Source organism: Larkinella insperata, assembly GCF_026248825.1.
GTDB classification, from domain to species: Bacteria; Bacteroidota; Bacteroidia; order Cytophagales; family Spirosomataceae; genus Larkinella; species Larkinella insperata.
Genome location: NZ_CP110973.1, coordinates 851,735 through 868,076, shown reverse-complemented (window position 1 = coordinate 868,076; position 16,342 = coordinate 851,735). Strand labels below are relative to the sequence as shown.

Sequence of the window (16,342 nt, the reverse complement as noted above, 5' to 3'; positions counted from 1 at the left end):
CCTAATAAGCGTAGAAGCCCTATTTTGTGCAGATGAATGGAAGGGCGCAATTACCCCTCCGGCGAGTTGGGTAAATTAAGAAGTCAAGCTGCGTTCGACTGAAGAGGGATAATTTTTGAGTTACTAACGGATACTTGCCGTTTCAAATGTTCTTCCAAAATAGAAGGTGCTGCATTAATATACTTTGACTGCATTGACACATTGCTGTGTCCTGCGTTATTTTTCAATACCTCTGCTGAACGACCTTCGGCAGCTCCCATTGACATACCCGTATCGCGGGCCATACCGAATTGAATATGAAATCGGCTTCCATTCCCGTTTCGTAAGTCTAAAAGCTCACAGACTTGCTCAAAGCCTTTAATAAAAGCCCCTAGAGTTCGATAGTACAATTTATGAGGCCCGCCATACTTAGCCAAGATTTCCTCTACTTCCGGGGTTAGGTGAGAAACTAGCCGCAAGGCTGTACCGCGCTGCTTTTTGCGCGGGTGGTCGATGTAGCGGACCCCTAGCCCGTTAAAGGTGCGAATTTCCATCTTGGGCAGATTCATGTAATCAGCATAGTGCAAATTCAAATACATAGCTACCAGCCAGCTATCTATCATCCACCGCATATGTTCAGGCAGTTCGGCAGTTTTCAGAATATGTAGAATATCCGGGGGTAATGGCTTGGCAACAGACTTCGGCGCACTCCAATGCCTGATTGCAGCGGTTGGGTCGTACTGAATATACTCCCTTCGAACAGCAAACCGACAAACGGCACGCAAGGTCTGAACAAACATATTGATGGAGCCAATTTGATACTGCCTTTTTGTCTTGGGGGAATTCTGAGTCATTAGCCACTCTTGAAGCCGATCAACAAAGCCTGGAGTGATGTGTGTAATTAAAACATCCTCTTGGTTTGTGGCTTTTAGGTAAGCTTTAATAGGGTTAAAGTGATTTACATAGCCCGTAAATGTAGATGCACCGATCTGGCCCGGCGTGCGGGTAAACTGGTTGTCATTTACGAATTTCTCTTGAACCTTAATAAACTCTTCATGCACCATTAAAAGGGTACGGTCTAAAGGTCGCGTCTGCATACCAACTAGCGCATTTATCTTTTGCTCCCAGTACGAAGCCGCAATCCGGTAAGAAACCGACTGTTCCCCATGAATCTTTTCCTGAAGAAGTGCAGCATCCCGTTTTACCATTGCCATAGTTACCGTATGCAAAGCTTCCGGGGTGTACTGTCTGCGCCGGGAATAAAATTCAATACGGGCTAGTTCAAAGTTTTTCTCGTATTCATCAAGTTGTTTCTTAAGACGAGCCAACGGGTCCAAATTGGGGTCGTAGACTTTCTGTCCATTGGGCAACTCCCGATTTGGTGTTTTTTTAATCGGTTCGTTTCGGCGGTCCCAACAATCTCTGGTAGTGCGAATCTCGCTTGAAACCGGGCCGAACACTTCCCGCTTTGAGATAGGTCTATAGTATATGTTGACCTGCACAACTCCTTCATTAGAACCTTCTTTACTGCGGGTTTTGCGAAACCAAAACTGGCAGGTTACATCAAATGCATTTAATAGTAATAAGGACATAGTATTGCCGGTTGAGTAACCAGGATTTAAGGTGGAAGAGGCGCATTGTATGTTAGTCACTTACATGTTAAACGACAAGGGCCAATACATAGAAAGGAGCAGCTACGTCCCAAATATATTCAATCATCATCCGGGACGTAGCGCAAATTGACTAAACGGTAGTAGCCACTTTATCTGCTTTTCGGGTGACAATGTTTTTATTCCTATGGACACGGTAAAAGATCCCGAGGACGTTCGGATTTATGCTGTTCATTGTTAGAATCTGGTTCGATGTTGTGAGACTGAAGAAAATCTCGGTACAGAACCGGCTTGATTAACTCGGTTAGAAATTGGTCGAGGTAGTCATAGAACCAGTAGTCCTGTTTGCTTCCGCCAACCTCCTGTAGATAGATTACGAACCAAGATTTAAGGCTGTCACGAAGGGCGAATAAATCGCCGGGATCTTTGAGCGCCTGGTATAAAAGATCCGGAACCTTAACCATTAAACGTTGTCCGTCGAAGAAGTCCGCGTAGGACTTTACGCCCCCGACCCTAAGCGGGACGGGGGCGTTGTCTGTGGTGGTCATACACCGGGCTTTAAAGCGTCGTCGTTGTAGTCGAGGTATAACTCTTGAAGCTCGTGTTGAATGTTGTCCTCAAAGCCAGAATACGCAACATCTAACGCCTTGCCTGATGCGTCTAAAAGCACATTATTCAACTCGTTAACCGAGGCAGCCGTGGCGTCAAAAAGTCTACCCAGAATCCCATCAACAACCCGTAGCTCGTAGGCGATATGCGCCGCATCCTTTGACCACTCTTCGCTGAGGTAAAAGGTTAACTTGCGAGTGTGGTCATACTGTAGCTTGCGCAACGCGAGGTTTACCAATTGGAGCTCAGACAGGGACTTTGGGTGATTCTTCGACACGCTCAGGCTTAGGTCGGCTTTCAGAATCATTTTACTGCCGGGGTGGTTGAACTCCTTCTGCGAGGCCGCTTTCGTCTGATTTGCTGGCTGTTCAGGCTCAACAGGTGGAGCCACAGCGACCGTAGGGTCAAACCCTAGCTGACGACCCTGAAGGGTGTGTTCGGCAGCGGTGAGGATAGACTGAAAGGAGCTTGCTACAGACTCGAACTTAATACTATCCTGACAAGGTTCGCTATTCCTTACGGCCGTCTTTTCCATCTCCTCTAGCGTTCTGCGGATGGAATAGAGCTTTTCGGGGTCTGACACCCATTCAACAAGAAAATCCGGCATCTGTACGAAGAGAGGCGTGGGCGTGTCCACCAATGCGGAGCCGCCGGAAAGTGATTGGGCAAAAATGCTTTTGATGTGAAGCCCGAATGCATGAAAAGCATCTTGCGGGATCTCATACCCTACATAATCAGCGAAGAGGTTAGAGATTGCCGCATCTACCCGTGCGTTGACTACTGTTATAGAGGGGGATACTGATTGAGCGGTAGGATTAGCTACCGATTGCTCATTTTGTTGGCTTTGGGTTGTAGTTTCCCCTTTCCCCGAGTACATTTGTCCCGTTGACATTTGAATGTAAGTTTAAAATGTTCGACATGAGACCCGTGCCGCTCTGCCGCCAAGCTATCGCGACACGGGTTTACTATTTTTTGGCAACAACAATCCTATTTTACCGGGCAACCTCCTCGGTACTATGCAGCTTTTCGGACGTGTTTTTATATTGAATAAGCGAATATACTAAAATCAGAAATACAAAGCAATATCCATATTGCACCTATAGGGCTAATTATTCACTTATTGGCGTTATAGACACCATTTGCCTGCCTAGAGATACATATTTTATTTCAATCCGCTCAATCTCGCTTTGAAATCAGCCTCAGCAACTTCTTTCAAATTGGCATGAAGGTAATCAACGGCTTTCTTTAAGACCTCGGTATCATTTAGGTTCAACAATTTGCCAATCTCCTTAATCTTCACATTTGTAGCGTCTTCCCATCTAAACGTGCGAGCCTTGTTTTCAGTAGCCATTACAGTATTGCTTTGTATGTAAGTAAATATACATATACTTGCTTTATATTGCAATTATCCTCAACAACAACAAGCCCCGCCGTCTCGAAAAGTCTCCCTGCAACACACCAATCTCAATGAAGTACCGCCGAAAAGTAGGTTACCTCAGGACTCTAGGGGCTTTTAGTTATACTTGCCCATACCAATAGATCCTACCTTCTCAATCATGAACCTCAAAGTGGTTATTCAAGACATCATTGGGCAGATTGCCCGCATTTCTCCAATCGTAATCTGCCTGCTGATAACGTCTTCCTGTTCAAAGAAAAAGGATCCGGAAGCGAAACCCGATCAAGTTGAAATGCTGTATATAGGAGACGATAAGTCTCTTTGGGCCTTAGACGCTTTGACAGGCAATCAAAAATGGACTTTTGCAACCAACGGTTATATCTCCACTGGAGCTACAGTCTCTGATAAAGTCGTTTATGTAGGCAGTTTCGATAAAAAGATGTATGCAGTCGATGCCGCTACCGGAAAGCAGAAATGGGCTTTCGAAGCTGATCACATTATTCGAACAACACCAACTGTTGTGGACGGAATCATCTACTTTGGTACTGAGGCTGGCCGATTCTATGCTGTTAATTCCCAAACTGGCGAGTTGATCTGGAGCAAAAAAATGCCCAATGAAATCTGGTGTAGTCCAACTGTCGCCAATAAAATTGTCTATACGAGTAATTACTTCTCAGCTAAATTCGTCGCTTTGGATGCGAAAACGGGAGAGGAGAAATGGGTGTTTCAAACTAATAATAATATTATTGCGGGCAATCCCACTGTTGCCAATGGTTATGTTTATGTTTCTACCTATACTGGTTTTGTTTATGCTTTGGATGCTCAGACTGGCCAGAAGAAATGGCAATTTGAAACCCCTGGTAACGGGATTACAGGTTGTCCAACCTTGGTAAACGGGTTAATCTATTTTGGCTCTAATGATCGCAGTGTTTATGCGCTTGATGCTACATCTGGGGCTAAGAAATGGTCTTTTAAAACCGGTAATTCTATCGATTCAAGCCCGATTGTAGACAACGGGACGGTTTACATTGGGAGCAATGATAAAAAGCTATATGCACTGGATGCGGCAAGTGGCGCCGAAAAATGGGCTTTTGAAGCAGGCACGGCTGTTAAGTATGGGCCAACCGTTGCTAATGGAATAGTTTATTTCGGCACACAACTTAATACCATGTATGCCCTCGATGCCAATACTGGGACAAGCAAATGGGACACCCGAGTTCGCATGTTCTGGGGTCCGTGCGTCGTAAGTCAAAAAGGGGTAGTATATCATCCCGGCACAAGTGGAGATCAGCCCTGATGAAAGGTATGATCCTTCTGTAGACTCTTACTACCCTAACGGTTGACTGGCGGTTTCCGCCTGCAATCAGGATGACTAATAATTCTAATCCGCACTACTTACATACAAGCATACTATTTTACTACACATGCGTGGCTCTACCATTTACGAAGTCAGGGATAGATTGATTGACATTTGAATGAGTAATTATTACCATTGTCAAATAAGACCTTGACTATGAATACTACTTTACTTTTGGCAATCATCGCTGGTCTTTCAATCGCTCTGATTTTGGTAAGTATGTTTACCATCAGCAGCCAGCGTCAATTAAGAAAAGAGTTAGAGGACAAAACTGATGAGGTGCAACGCCTGCAAGAGAAATATGCGCCTATCATTAATCTGGATGAGGAAATTGAGAGTAAAACGAAGAAGATTGACCTCATTAAAATGTATATCGAAGCCTTGCAGGCAAAGCATGATCTTGATGCCAAAAATCTTTCCGAGGAATACAGGGCTAAGCGGGCTATTTATGAAAACCTTCTGAAGGAGGTTGCCATTGTAGAGGAGAACTTAGGAGACATTTCCTATGGCTTATATAAACCGCATTACAACTTTGCCAGTTCGGAACGATACAAAGCAGAATTAGATAGAATCTGGGCCGCTGAGAAAAGATTAATAAAAGAAGGCAAGGCTATCGTCTGCGCTACCACCTGGTCTGTTAGCGGTAGTTACGCTGAAGGGGCTAAAATGACCAGCAGGTACTCCAAATTAATGCTTCGGGCGTTCAATGGTGAGTGCGATTCCGCCATTGCGAAGGTGAGTTGGAATAATATTGTGAATATGGAGGCCCGCATTGAGAAGTCATTTACGGCTCTCAACGCGCTTGGAGAATCTCATCAGATTTCGATTACCTACGATTATTATCAACTGAAGCTATCCGAATTAAGACTTGAATTTGAACTTCAGGAAAAAATCCACCAAGAGAAAGAAGAGCAGAAGTTGATCAAGGAGCAGATGCGCGAAGAAGAAAAAGCGCTTCGTGAGATTGAAATTGCTCAGAAAAAAGCGGCCGACGAGGAACTGCGTTATCAGAAAGCTTTGGAAAAGGCGAGGCAAGATGTTCAGTATGCCACTGGCGCCCAAATGGAAAGGTTAGCTGACAAAATCAAGGAGTTAGAGATCTTGTTGAGCGCGGCTCACCAACAGAAAGAAAAAGCCATGTCAATGGCTCAAATGACTAAGTCTGGCCATGTCTACGTAATTTCCAATATCGGTTCATTTGGTGAAAACGTATACAAAATCGGTATGACTAGACGCCTAGATCCGATGGACCGAGTGCGTGAATTGGGGGATGCTTCTGTCCCCTTCTCCTTTGATGTTCATGCTTTGGTCTATTGCGATAATGCCCCCGAGTTGGAAAATGCCCTTCACCGGAAGTTTGCTGACAATCGCTTGAATCTGATTAATAATCGACGAGAGTTCTTCCACGTGAATATTGATCAGATTGAACAGACTTTACTCGGAATGGGTCACAGCCTAACGCTAACTAAACTTGCAGAGGCCAGAGAGTATAGAGAAACACTTTCTATTCGAGAAACAAAGAATAAACCATTGCTATTGGAAAGTCAAATTATGTTGCAAGAGCAATTGCCCATTTCGCTCGATTAATTTATTTAAAATATAATACACTATATTAATGTTTAAAACATAAAAAAAGCCTAAATCTCTTCACTTACTAATTCTTGATCTTATGTCTCGTAGCAATTCTACAGTACTTTTTTTGACAGTAAAAGAATGGATATCTCTCTTTGCTGGTGCTATACTAGCCGTTCTAGGAACCTATTTCTATGATCAGTGGAAGGCGCCACAGGAACAAGTAGAACGAGATAAGTTCGCGGCGAAAATAGATTCAACAAACATACATCTGCAAAATAACAATCAGCAGGTTGGCACGAGCAACCAACAATTAAGCAGAATTATAGTAGAGCTTCAATCACACTCAACATTGATCTCGGATCAGACAAAAGCAATAACTACTGGAATTTCTGATTTAGAAATGGCCTACAGAAGCCCAACTATTGATACAACTAATATAGCTAAAATAATTAACAACATATTAGATGAAGTCAGAAATATTACCAGTACAAGTAATGCCATCTCAGAAAAAGCAAATACCTCCAAAAGTATTGCAGAGATATATGAAAACCAGCTTAAATTGCCTAATAATCTGGAAAGATTAGTACTTCCCAGAGGCAGCAAAATAATTCAATCTAAGCCAATTGATGGCCAATATTATGTTGGTGTGCAGGGTGAATTTAGGAGTGGACAATCTACGGGTGTTTATGGCGTTTTTGACGGAAGAACTAAAAATATGTTGTCAGGTGATACGGCTATAATTCATACCGGTTCTGGTGGGATACTTAAAGTCACGTTAGAGAGAATAGATGAGACATCTTATATTTTCGGTGTTAATCATCTAAAAAAGTAGATTTACTTTTCACAAAAAACACGTTAAATAAAACATGAGTGCAGTATTCAATATAAGGATTTTATGGAACGTGGTCAAGGATATTACGACCTATCTGACTGGACAGGCTGATAAGAAAAAAGAAAATGTTATTGAAGGACACAAGGCAATTAATACTGCCTTTATATTGACTTACGATTATTTGCGCAATAACAATGGAGAATATAAGCCAAACACCGAATTGGCTGAAGTATGGAACAAAGCCTCCGCTGCTATCATGAAAGTCGATCTAGAATTAGGTAAAATGCTGTATAATAAATCGCGCTTCTGGCTAGACCCTCGTTTGTATTTCAATTTAAGTAGAGAATCTGAAATCATTGAACTAAATCGAATAGTTGATGAGATGGAAAGGCTAATAATGAAATTGTAAGCACCGAATAAAATATTTACAGCAATTTCTATCATATTGTAACCATTCTGGCATTGCACCGATAATGTCACAGGCCGTTACATTTAAAGTTATGCTTTCTAGATTATATCAAAATAAACAATTGCTCCGAAAGCTTTGTTGGAGCAACTGTTTACGAATATCTAAAACGATATTTTATAAATCGATCGTCACTTGTATCAATTCCGACTGATGTAAAAACGAAGCTCCTTTTTGGTGCTATGCTAGAATGCTGAGCATTAATTATAAATTGAGGATAAAACTGTCCAGCCCGAATTTCACTCAGAGCGTTTTGTTCTGCTGCAAATAATATATTGTAAGGCCCAAGTTCACTATATTGATTATTATATGGCTGGAAATCGGTAATAAACTGATCAACATTTTCTAAGACAATAACCAATATTGGCTGCCCAGTGAATTCTTTATTGGGGGTTGCGTGTACAAATTCGGAAAGCACTAAGTCTAATCTTCTTTCTCCTGTTTCTTTTCTCTGGTCAAACTGAATAGAAACCATAAGGCTTCCATTTCCCAAAGGATTAATTTCTCCAAAATTCTGCGCCACCTGGTTTTGGTAACTATTTTCAATTGATGCAAAAAACTGCCAAGCTGAAATACTCTGATGCTCGTTAAAATAATCTACTATATCCCTGAAATTATTTCTAAAATGAATTTCATTACGATAGTTAAATTGGGGCAAATCGGCGTTCATATATGATAATTTAATATAATTAATACAATAGAAAAAGGATCGCAATTTACTGTACGTCCGACCAAAAATTCAAATCCTTAATTTCTACTCACCTCAATTAAAGCATTTAAGGTGCTTAAAATAGCAAATTAGGTTTGAAAAAAAATATTCACCCCTAAGCTGTATTTAGCATTTATGAAATAACATTGCAGTAAATAATACTAGCCATTTTTCAATTTAAAAGATCCGGCGTAATGGCCATAACGTTAATGTTATAATGTGTTAAGGTATCTGCAAAAGCATATGGAGCGTATAAGTTTTGCTATCTGGATCAAATGTATTTTTATTGTGGGTTAAAAACGCAGTTTTCCCGGGCAATTGAAAAGTCAATGGTGAGAGCGTCCCTGGCCTGTTAAGCGAGAACCAGCGATCAAGAACTCGTTTCTCCAATGTTTGCAATAGGTGGTCTAAATTCGTATTTGTGCTTCCCGATGTCGTTCTAGGGCTTTTTAGCAATTCAGCTAAAAGCGCGTCTTTGTTAATAATGTTTACTCGGGCTGTGGTACCTTCCCAAATGTCCTCTTCTTCATTTTCCATATAAACAGAGCTTGTTTTAGGGAGCAACAATAAAACGACACGAACAATTCATAATGGCGCGGTTTGTTTATCAGCCATAGTAAAACGTTCGGCGGAGAGATTAAATTAGCCGTTGTTAGCGATTTTTCTACAAAGGTATCTTGGCTAACGATCTCACTTGTCTGTCCACCCCTCCACCACCGCCTGAAACTCCATGAACGTCCCATATCGCCGATGCCCGCACAAAGCCATTACCGCCCGCTCGCATTCTTCATAGGCCTCAGCCGGCCTTATCTTCCGGCTTAGCTCAATGAAGTGTTCATAAAAGCCATCGAGGTTTAAGAGGCTGTAGGGGACGTTTGGAAAGAGAATCATACTTCGGCTTACTTTGGCGAGATTGTTGAACACAGGGCGGATTTGGGGCGTTTACTGCCTAATTGAACTCGTAGTCGTCTCTCTCTCCGCGCTTGAATGCTATATACAAGGCGTCATAAGCAAGCCGCATTTCCGGAATGAATACTTGCGTACCACCGCCGACCATACGCTTCAGCTTGTCGAGGGGCGCAATGACCTCCGGGTTGGAACGGGCGTTTGCGTATTCGCCAACTAAGCCCAGCGTCGGTCCAGAAACAATACCACCATCGGCAAACTTGGGGATGCTATTAATGCTATTGCTGACCGTGTTCTTCAGTGCGGCCCCGACAGCAATCAGGCCAGCTCCCGCCACAATCGCCAGGGCCGGATCTTTAATCAGGTTCTTGATGGCTAGACCCGAAGTCCCAAACGCAATCATGGATTTACCAATCTGCTGCGCCAGATTACCCAGGATGTTCCCAAACAGGGCCGGAATCGAGGCCAAAGACGCCGTGCCGCTCATCAGCCCGCCAACCAATTCGCCCACGCCCTCAGCCGCCGAGGCTGCCGCTCCTCGAAAGGCGTTGCTGACCTCCTGGCCAAGCTGGCCAATGGCCGTCACGATACTGCTACTAACCTCCCCAACCTGCGCTGCTGCGGCTTTGGCATTCAGAGGTAGGATTGCGTTCTGGACGTTTAAGGATGACTTAAAATCAAACCGGCCATGAATCATTTCTACCTCCCCCGGCGTATCCCGTTTTGGTAACTTAAAATCCGGATCCGCTACTTTCTTCAGGTCTAACAATTCAGCCCGCAGGTACTCCGCCTGACGTAGCGCAAAACTGAACGGGGCGACCAGGCGCAGACTCTGAAGGCGTTCCTCCGTTGCCGAGAGTTGTTTGTTGAGCTTTTCAATGGCAGAATCCGCTTCGTTCTTTTTGCCGGGTTGATTGATCACCCTGGTTGGGCGCCTACCCAGTACTGTTACTTCTGGCAGGGTAATGCCAGAAGTAGAGGGCATGTTCTTTTTTGTTTCCTGCGCGGCCTGGTTAACACCTTTCAGAGCGTACTTCATTCGTTCGGCTCCCGCGGTCATTCGGTCCAGATTGGCGCTCAGGGCCGAAGAAAGGTCACTAGCGCCCACCGTTTTCAGGAAGGCGGCAAACAGTGACCCTACAAAAGCAATCGATTTAGAAGTAAGACCAATGACCCCGTTCCACAGGGAGATGGTAATGTTTTGCATCGCGTCCCGCAGCTTCGACCAATCCAGGGTAAAGACGGCCGTAATAGCCTTGAAGATGCCAGAAAGGATGCCCATGCCAACCTTGAAGACCTCGGCAACGACGCCGAAGATGTATTTAGCCGTCGGGATCAGGTATCCCTTGAATCCGTTCCATACTTCGGTGATATAGCCGATGTAAGCGCCCGAAACAGCCCCGATGGCTTCCATGGCGGAGCTGACTACATTCTGTACTGTTGACCACACACCGGTTTTGGCCAGCGATTGCTTAAGCTGCTCCCAGTAGACCTTTAGCTTATCCCAGTTGGTAACGATTAGCGCCGTAGCCCCTACGACGGCCGCTGCCGCGATACCGATCGGTCCACCCAGCAGCGCAAAGCCGCTGCTGATCACCGGCATTAGTTTTACCAGTGAACCAATCCCCAGGGTTAGCGGTCCAATGGCGGCAGCAAACCCCGTCACCCCAATGATAGCGGATTGCGTCCCTGTCGGTAGCTCCGCGAATCGTTTTGCCAGTTGCCCGGCCGCATCACCGACACGGGTAAGTAAGCCCGTCATGTTAAGGGCTTTATCAGCGGCCTCACCAAAACTAAAGGCGGCTAACTTTATAGAATCACCAAAGTTTTCAATGGCGTTTTTAGGGCCACCCTTAACCCGCTCGAGTCCGCTAAGACTCTCAATAAGCTCTTTTATGAAATCCGCAGGGCCCTTGCCGGCCGCGGTCAGTTGCTTGGAAATAGCTTCACTACTGACTGTGCCGAACATACCCCGAACGGCTTTGGCTACCGCAGGCGACGCCCGCAGGATGGGCTTTAAGTCTTCCGCCAACACTTTAGCCGAAGATCCCATTTGGCTTAACTGTGTAATGACAGCATCCAGTTCAACCCGGCCACCACCGGTTAGCGCCAGGGCGTTTCCGAACTCCAACAGAGCCCGCTTTGAGGTTTCGGCCGAAAAGCCAACTGCCTGAAGCCTTACATCGCCCTGAACCGCTTCTTCAAGCCCTAAGCCTGGCAGCCGGGCCACTTCCTTAAGCTCTTCAAAACGAGCCTTGGCTGCCGCCGCCGAACCGGTTATGTTCTCCAGTCCTAATTGCAGGGCATTGATGTCGGCATACGTTTTGTAGGCAGCCGCCCCAAGACCAGCCAGGGGAAGGGTTACCAACGTCGAGAGTTTGCTGCCCACATCCTGAAGTCCAGTGCCCAGCCGACCGATGCCCCGCTCAAAAAAACGGGATTGCCGGTCAGCATTGTTAAAGGCGGTTATTAGTTTGCCGTTTAGGTCTGAGGTTAACTGAGAGACGGCCGCACGGGCCGTACCCATGGCAGACACAAACCCGCCAACGGTTGCGCCCAGTGTTATATTGATTGCTCCAACTGCCATTTCTGAGTCGTTATGAGTGACACTTTGTATGCTTCCGAAGTTACTCCCTAGCAATGTAGGATTTGCGCCATTTGCCAAAACAAGATAAGACAGATTATTCCATCTGTTTGAAGTAAAAGCTTGTTAGTAAGGCAGTATTTTTCGAAGTTACTCCCTAGCTATGAGGGGCTTGTACCAGTTATCAAAACAGGAGACAAAGACAATAATAAAGCCTGCTGGCGGACGCGTTTTGGACCTTTGCCTAATTTACTAAGCGGCTGTTGCGTCTATTGTTTAGGTAGTTATATTTACACCTATAACCTACCCTAAACCGATAAGATAGTATATGGCATCTGATTTGGGAGCCAGAAAGAAATTTCTTGTAGACAAAATAAAAGAGAATGATCAAGCTGAATTTAGCGTTCGTGCGAGGGTAGTTCTTATAGGCGCTGGTACTACTATTGCTGTTGCTACTGTGGCATGGTTATGGTTGTATAATCATCCAGAATCACGGCCAATTGAGTACAGAGACATTTTGACCATTTGTTTAGTGGGGTTCGCCTGCACAACTTTATGGTACACCTCAAAAACTTTTGAACATAATAGTTATATAAATAACTATCGTTTACTTTTAGAGGAAGAGAAGGTTGCTAAAGACGAAGAAGTAAGACTAGAAAAGATTCGCAGAGAAGATGAGGCTATTAGACGGGAGGTAGAATTATTAGCAGAACGAATTCGGAGAGAAGATGAAATAGAAGCGTTTCGTCGTGAGTATGAAGCAAAAGTTTATGCCTTTGCCCTAATGCGGGATTGGCATAGCGCCGAAATGATCGAGCACGGTACAATAGCTAGGAATTTCATGAGGGACCATCCTAGTGATATTACCAAGCTAATTGATGATCCGGCTAACATTGAAATCAGACAGTCAGTCATGATATTACTCAACTACTTTGAGCGTTTGAGTTTGGCCTACCAAACTAATATGGCTGATAATTCGTTAATGAAGGAGTACTTTCGTTATTTGTTTAGCCTGTACTATACGGGATTTGAAGAATACATTCATCGAACCCGGAAAGAAAAAGAAAATCATAAATTGTTTATTTGTTACGAAAATGTGGTAAAGGAGTGGAGAGCTAAGTAATCCAAATCTAAAACCATTTCACTTTAACTGTATGAAAACCATGGTCAAATCGATCCGTAGTGCCGGAGGAATTTAAGGAAGATTAACATCTAACGCTATGTCAACGACATCATTGTTGATTAACAGCTAGGCCTAGGCTGTCACAAGCAAATCCTACTATTTTTAATCCTTTTTCGTCCTGAGACGAAATAAAGCCCGGTGTTATGACCGGGCTTTATTATTGCCTAGCTACCAATCCACTATACTTATCATACACTAGTTCTGCACTGGCAATTGCGTAGACCTTCTCTATGTCGTCAGTCCTTTCAACCACCTCCAGCTAACTTTCCTGTTCCAACTTCCCGTACCCAATTAATCAGCGTGTTACATATTCTACTCTGTACTAAAAAACACATATATATTTAGTTTAAGATACATATAATCAGTTGGTTATGTAGTAAAATTTTTGTATTTTAAGAAAGATTTGAAGCTGCTAGGCAGGCAAGTTTTCACATCAGATAAACTTAATTTATGGAAGGTGTTAATAGTGCTGAAGAAGAGCCGCTATCCGAGTACCTCTTGACCAATCCGGAGCTTTATAAGTATGTGGGCTATCTGCACCAACTGCTGGATATGATGTACGAGGAAACCAGCCAGGGGCCGGTTGATCCGATGGTGGAAACCTTCCTGGACTGTCTGATGAGCGTACACCGCCGGATTGCTTTTGAGGGAGAGCTGCTGGAACTGGATCATATCCTGAAGATGCACTTTCCGGACTATTACGGCCACGATGCCGAAACAACCCCACAGGTGCTAACTAACTACCCGTTAAGTACCTGTAACTGATGGGGTGATTTTGTATCTTGAGAGCTAACAACGGTTCTCTACAGATGGCAAAGATTCTCATTGGTTACGCCGACATTAAAAACGAGCCCAGGGTGGGGGTATTCTTCCCACACAGCCTGGAAAACGCCGTGTTGCTGTTTCGGTACGATACCCCAGATCAAGTACCCGCGCTGGCGGCAGCTTCCAATTTTATTCTGGATCAGATGGGTGTCACCAACCGGGAAGTCAAGCGGTTTCCCAACATCAATATGGTTATCGTCTACAAGAAGTAAAGGCTATGCCCACTGTGAAGAGTATTCGCCGGCCCTGGATGCCCGAGCCAAAGCCCAAAAACGCCCGCAGAGGGACGCCTGTTAGCCAGGGCGGAGTTGACCTTAAATTCTACCGGCGAAAACCCTGGCGCAGTCTACGGGCCTCGATACTTCAATCCGAGCCATTGTGCCGGGAGTGCAAAGGCAACAAACGCCTGACACCCGCTACCATGGTGGATCACATCAAACCTATCCGCCTGGGAGGTGCCCCGCTGGATGCCGACAACTGCCAGCCGCTGTGTGATCGCTGCCACGCTAAGAAGTCGGCCAGGGAGGCTAAGCACGGCTAGCGGGCAGGCGTTCATTTTGCTAAAGCAATATCAAACACTGACCGGGGAGTACTCCAGAAGATTTCGTAAGTCTTGCCGGGTATCAGCCGGTAGGTGAACGCCCGCTGATTGGCCGTCTTCAAGATGATCACCTGTTCAAGCCCCCTGCCGGGCAGTACTTTCATTTCTTTCGGCGCCAGCGAGAGCGTGGTCCAGGAAGTAATGGAAGTCTGACTGGCTGAGTTAGCGGGTCTGACGGTGAAGGAAACAGTTTGATTACTTACATTGCGCAGCACGATCTGGTTGGGGTTGTAAAAGCGCCGGGTAATTTGTGCGCGGGCCAGAACAGGCAATGAAAACAGGCAAAGCATAATCAGTAGCGCTCGCATTGAGGTTCATGGTTTAAGTGCATCCACTGGGCTACTCTTGGCTACTTCCTGTCCATTGGCGTGCGCTTTTGTTTCGGGGGAGGTAGACTGATCGGACTTGGGCGGAGTCTGGGCCCCGCGGGCCAGTAAGTACCCCGCTAAGGTTCCCAGTAAACCCGTCACGGCGGCCGTACCCGATTCAGGATAGCTGCCGTTAGCCACAAAGAGCGCCCCAAAGATGATCAGTGTTACTGTGATCAGCCGGATTGCATCCAATCCCTCCATCTTTAGCTTCTCGCCAATCATACGGATAAAGATCACTTCACAAAGGATGACCAGTAGTCCAATCAGCAAGATGCACATTGACATGATGGACTTTTCGGATAAACCATAGGCAATCGGCACCTCGTTTTGGTATTGGGGTGTGTTATCAACTACTTCCTGGCTATAGCCTGTGTAAACGGTCAGCATAAGCACCGCTAGAATCAGTAGCGTCTTCATTTTTCTCAGGTTTAGATGCGTTTAAAGAAGCAAGGTTTAACTAAAGGTACTGAGAAAGAAAGCGTTATCTACCAACCTTTGTGTAAACGGAAAACTCCCGCCATTGTCGGGCCACCCGAAGGGGGAGGGGTAGGTGAAATCTCTGAATAACCCCCGCCCTGAATCGTATGCCTAGTTTTAGCTTTCCTCGTGCAAAATTTTTGGGAGGGGGGGTATCTCTGAGCTTAAAACAGGCTCTTATGCGTTAGAAACGCTGTTTTTGCCTACAGAGTATCCCCATCGAACACCCTTCGAACCGGTACCGAAGCCCTATCGAAAGCCCATTGTAGGGCAGTGAAGCCAGGCTTCATCAAGTAGATATGGCCCTAAAACGCCATGAAACCCCTCTGTTTGGTGAAATACCCCCTAAATTTTCCCGGTTTAGTTGTTATTCAGGTAGTTTTCGAACGGATCGTCCTCGGCCTGGTCCGGCGTGCCAATGCGCGTACGGGCGGAGGGCGAAAAGCCGAACTGCCCGGCAATTTTCAAGGCCACCTCCGAGGCCTTATTAATGATCGTTAGCAGCGGGTTTGTTTGCAGATGACCATTGGGGGTCTCCACCGTTAACGCATAGTCCATGCTGCGGAGCTGCTCATTGGCCTTTCGAACAATCCCCACCTGAACGCAGTACATCGCCAGCGTGGACAGGTCCATGTTGGTCAGGATCCTGAGCTGCTCAAGTTCATGGGTCATCAGTTGCCATTCTTCTTTGGCGTACTCCGAGAGCCAGTCGGGCGCTGGAGGCAGGGAGACGGCGGACGGATTGACGGCGTTACGCAGCAGTCGATCGGTACGCAGCGTACCCTGCAGCTTCTTAATATTGTCTGGCTTACGTGGTCTACGGTTATTCATATGAATGTTTGGGGTACCCCCCTATGTAATT

General features: G+C 45.4%; 17 protein-coding genes. 8 read left to right on the top strand and 9 right to left on the bottom strand.

What is annotated here, in order from left to right:
• Positions 1–83 precede the first annotated feature (83 nt).
• The 3 genes from OQ371_RS03375 to OQ371_RS03365 form a co-directional block, all read right to left on the bottom strand.
• On the bottom strand, positions 84–1,571 hold the full coding sequence (locus OQ371_RS03375; protein ID WP_265992368.1) for a phage integrase SAM-like domain-containing protein: 1,488 nt from the start codon (positions 1,569–1,571) through the stop codon (positions 84–86).
• A 562-nt stretch (positions 1,572–2,133) separates the two neighbouring features.
• Positions 2,134–3,090 (bottom strand): hypothetical protein, encoded by a 957-nt coding sequence (locus OQ371_RS03370; RefSeq protein WP_265992366.1) that lies wholly within the window; start codon positions 3,088–3,090, stop codon positions 2,134–2,136.
• 270 nt (positions 3,091–3,360) lie between these two features.
• Positions 3,361–3,549, bottom strand: a complete 189-nt coding sequence (locus OQ371_RS03365) for a hypothetical protein (RefSeq protein WP_265992364.1) — start codon at positions 3,547–3,549, stop codon at positions 3,361–3,363.
• Positions 3,550–3,754: 205 nt separating this feature from the next.
• Between OQ371_RS03365 and OQ371_RS03360 the strand changes: the two genes are divergently transcribed.
• From OQ371_RS03360 to OQ371_RS03345, 4 genes are all read left to right on the top strand, one after another.
• Positions 3,755–4,891 carry an outer membrane protein assembly factor BamB family protein gene (locus tag OQ371_RS03360; RefSeq protein ID WP_265992362.1) on the top strand — a complete coding sequence of 379 codons (1,137 nt, stop codon included), beginning with the start codon at positions 3,755–3,757 and terminating at the stop codon, positions 4,889–4,891.
• 216 nt (positions 4,892–5,107) lie between these two features.
• On the top strand, positions 5,108–6,538 hold the full coding sequence (locus OQ371_RS03355; RefSeq protein ID WP_265992360.1) for an SNIPE associated domain-containing protein: 1,431 nt from the start codon (positions 5,108–5,110) through the stop codon (positions 6,536–6,538).
• Between the two features lie 82 nt (positions 6,539–6,620).
• Positions 6,621–7,358: a hypothetical protein gene (locus tag OQ371_RS03350; protein ID WP_265992359.1), complete on the top strand. Its 738-nt coding sequence runs from the start codon at positions 6,621–6,623 to the stop codon at positions 7,356–7,358.
• 34 nt (positions 7,359–7,392) lie between these two features.
• Positions 7,393–7,767 carry a hypothetical protein gene (locus OQ371_RS03345; RefSeq protein ID WP_265992358.1) on the top strand — a complete coding sequence of 125 codons (375 nt, stop codon included), beginning with the start codon at positions 7,393–7,395 and terminating at the stop codon, positions 7,765–7,767.
• 151 nt (positions 7,768–7,918) lie between these two features.
• Here the strand turns inward: OQ371_RS03345 and OQ371_RS03340 are convergent, their stop codons facing one another.
• The 3 genes from OQ371_RS03340 to OQ371_RS03330 form a co-directional block, all read right to left on the bottom strand.
• On the bottom strand, positions 7,919–8,494 hold the full coding sequence (locus tag OQ371_RS03340; RefSeq protein ID WP_265992357.1) for a hypothetical protein: 576 nt from the start codon (positions 8,492–8,494) through the stop codon (positions 7,919–7,921).
• A 261-nt stretch (positions 8,495–8,755) separates the two neighbouring features.
• A complete protein-coding gene (locus OQ371_RS03335; protein WP_265992355.1) occupies positions 8,756–9,070 on the bottom strand; it encodes a hypothetical protein in 315 nt (104 codons plus the stop codon).
• Positions 9,071–9,482: 412 nt separating this feature from the next.
• Positions 9,483–12,026, bottom strand: coding sequence for a tape measure protein (locus OQ371_RS03330; RefSeq protein ID WP_265992354.1), 2,544 nt, complete (start codon positions 12,024–12,026; stop codon positions 9,483–9,485).
• A gap of 325 nt (positions 12,027–12,351) precedes the next feature.
• Here OQ371_RS03330 and OQ371_RS03325 point away from each other — a divergent pair, with 325 nt between their 5' ends.
• The 4 genes from OQ371_RS03325 to OQ371_RS03310 all read left to right on the top strand — a co-directional run bounded on the left by OQ371_RS03325 (position 12,352) and on the right by OQ371_RS03310 (position 14,572).
• Complete coding sequence (locus tag OQ371_RS03325; protein ID WP_265992352.1) at positions 12,352–13,146, top strand: DUF4760 domain-containing protein; 795 nt, start codon at positions 12,352–12,354, stop codon at positions 13,144–13,146.
• A 510-nt stretch (positions 13,147–13,656) separates the two neighbouring features.
• Positions 13,657–13,971, top strand: coding sequence for a hypothetical protein (locus tag OQ371_RS03320; protein WP_265992350.1), 315 nt, complete (start codon positions 13,657–13,659; stop codon positions 13,969–13,971).
• A 44-nt stretch (positions 13,972–14,015) separates the two neighbouring features.
• Positions 14,016–14,243 carry a hypothetical protein gene (locus OQ371_RS03315; RefSeq protein WP_265992348.1) on the top strand — a complete coding sequence of 76 codons (228 nt, stop codon included), beginning with the start codon at positions 14,016–14,018 and terminating at the stop codon, positions 14,241–14,243.
• Positions 14,244–14,257: 14 nt separating this feature from the next.
• Complete coding sequence (locus OQ371_RS03310; protein WP_265992347.1) at positions 14,258–14,572, top strand: HNH endonuclease signature motif containing protein; 315 nt, start codon at positions 14,258–14,260, stop codon at positions 14,570–14,572.
• Between the two features lie 11 nt (positions 14,573–14,583).
• Here OQ371_RS03310 and OQ371_RS03305 read toward each other — a convergent pair whose 3' ends face one another.
• The 3 genes from OQ371_RS03305 to OQ371_RS03295 all read right to left on the bottom strand — a co-directional run bounded on the left by OQ371_RS03305 (position 14,584) and on the right by OQ371_RS03295 (position 16,311).
• A complete protein-coding gene (locus OQ371_RS03305) occupies positions 14,584–14,940 on the bottom strand; it encodes a hypothetical protein (protein ID WP_265992346.1) in 357 nt (118 codons plus the stop codon).
• Positions 14,941–14,946: 6 nt separating this feature from the next.
• On the bottom strand, positions 14,947–15,420 hold the full coding sequence (locus OQ371_RS03300) for a hypothetical protein (protein WP_265992345.1): 474 nt from the start codon (positions 15,418–15,420) through the stop codon (positions 14,947–14,949).
• A 420-nt stretch (positions 15,421–15,840) separates the two neighbouring features.
• Positions 15,841–16,311, bottom strand: coding sequence for a phage terminase small subunit P27 family (locus tag OQ371_RS03295; RefSeq protein ID WP_265992344.1), 471 nt, complete (start codon positions 16,309–16,311; stop codon positions 15,841–15,843).
• Positions 16,312–16,342 lie beyond the last annotated feature (31 nt).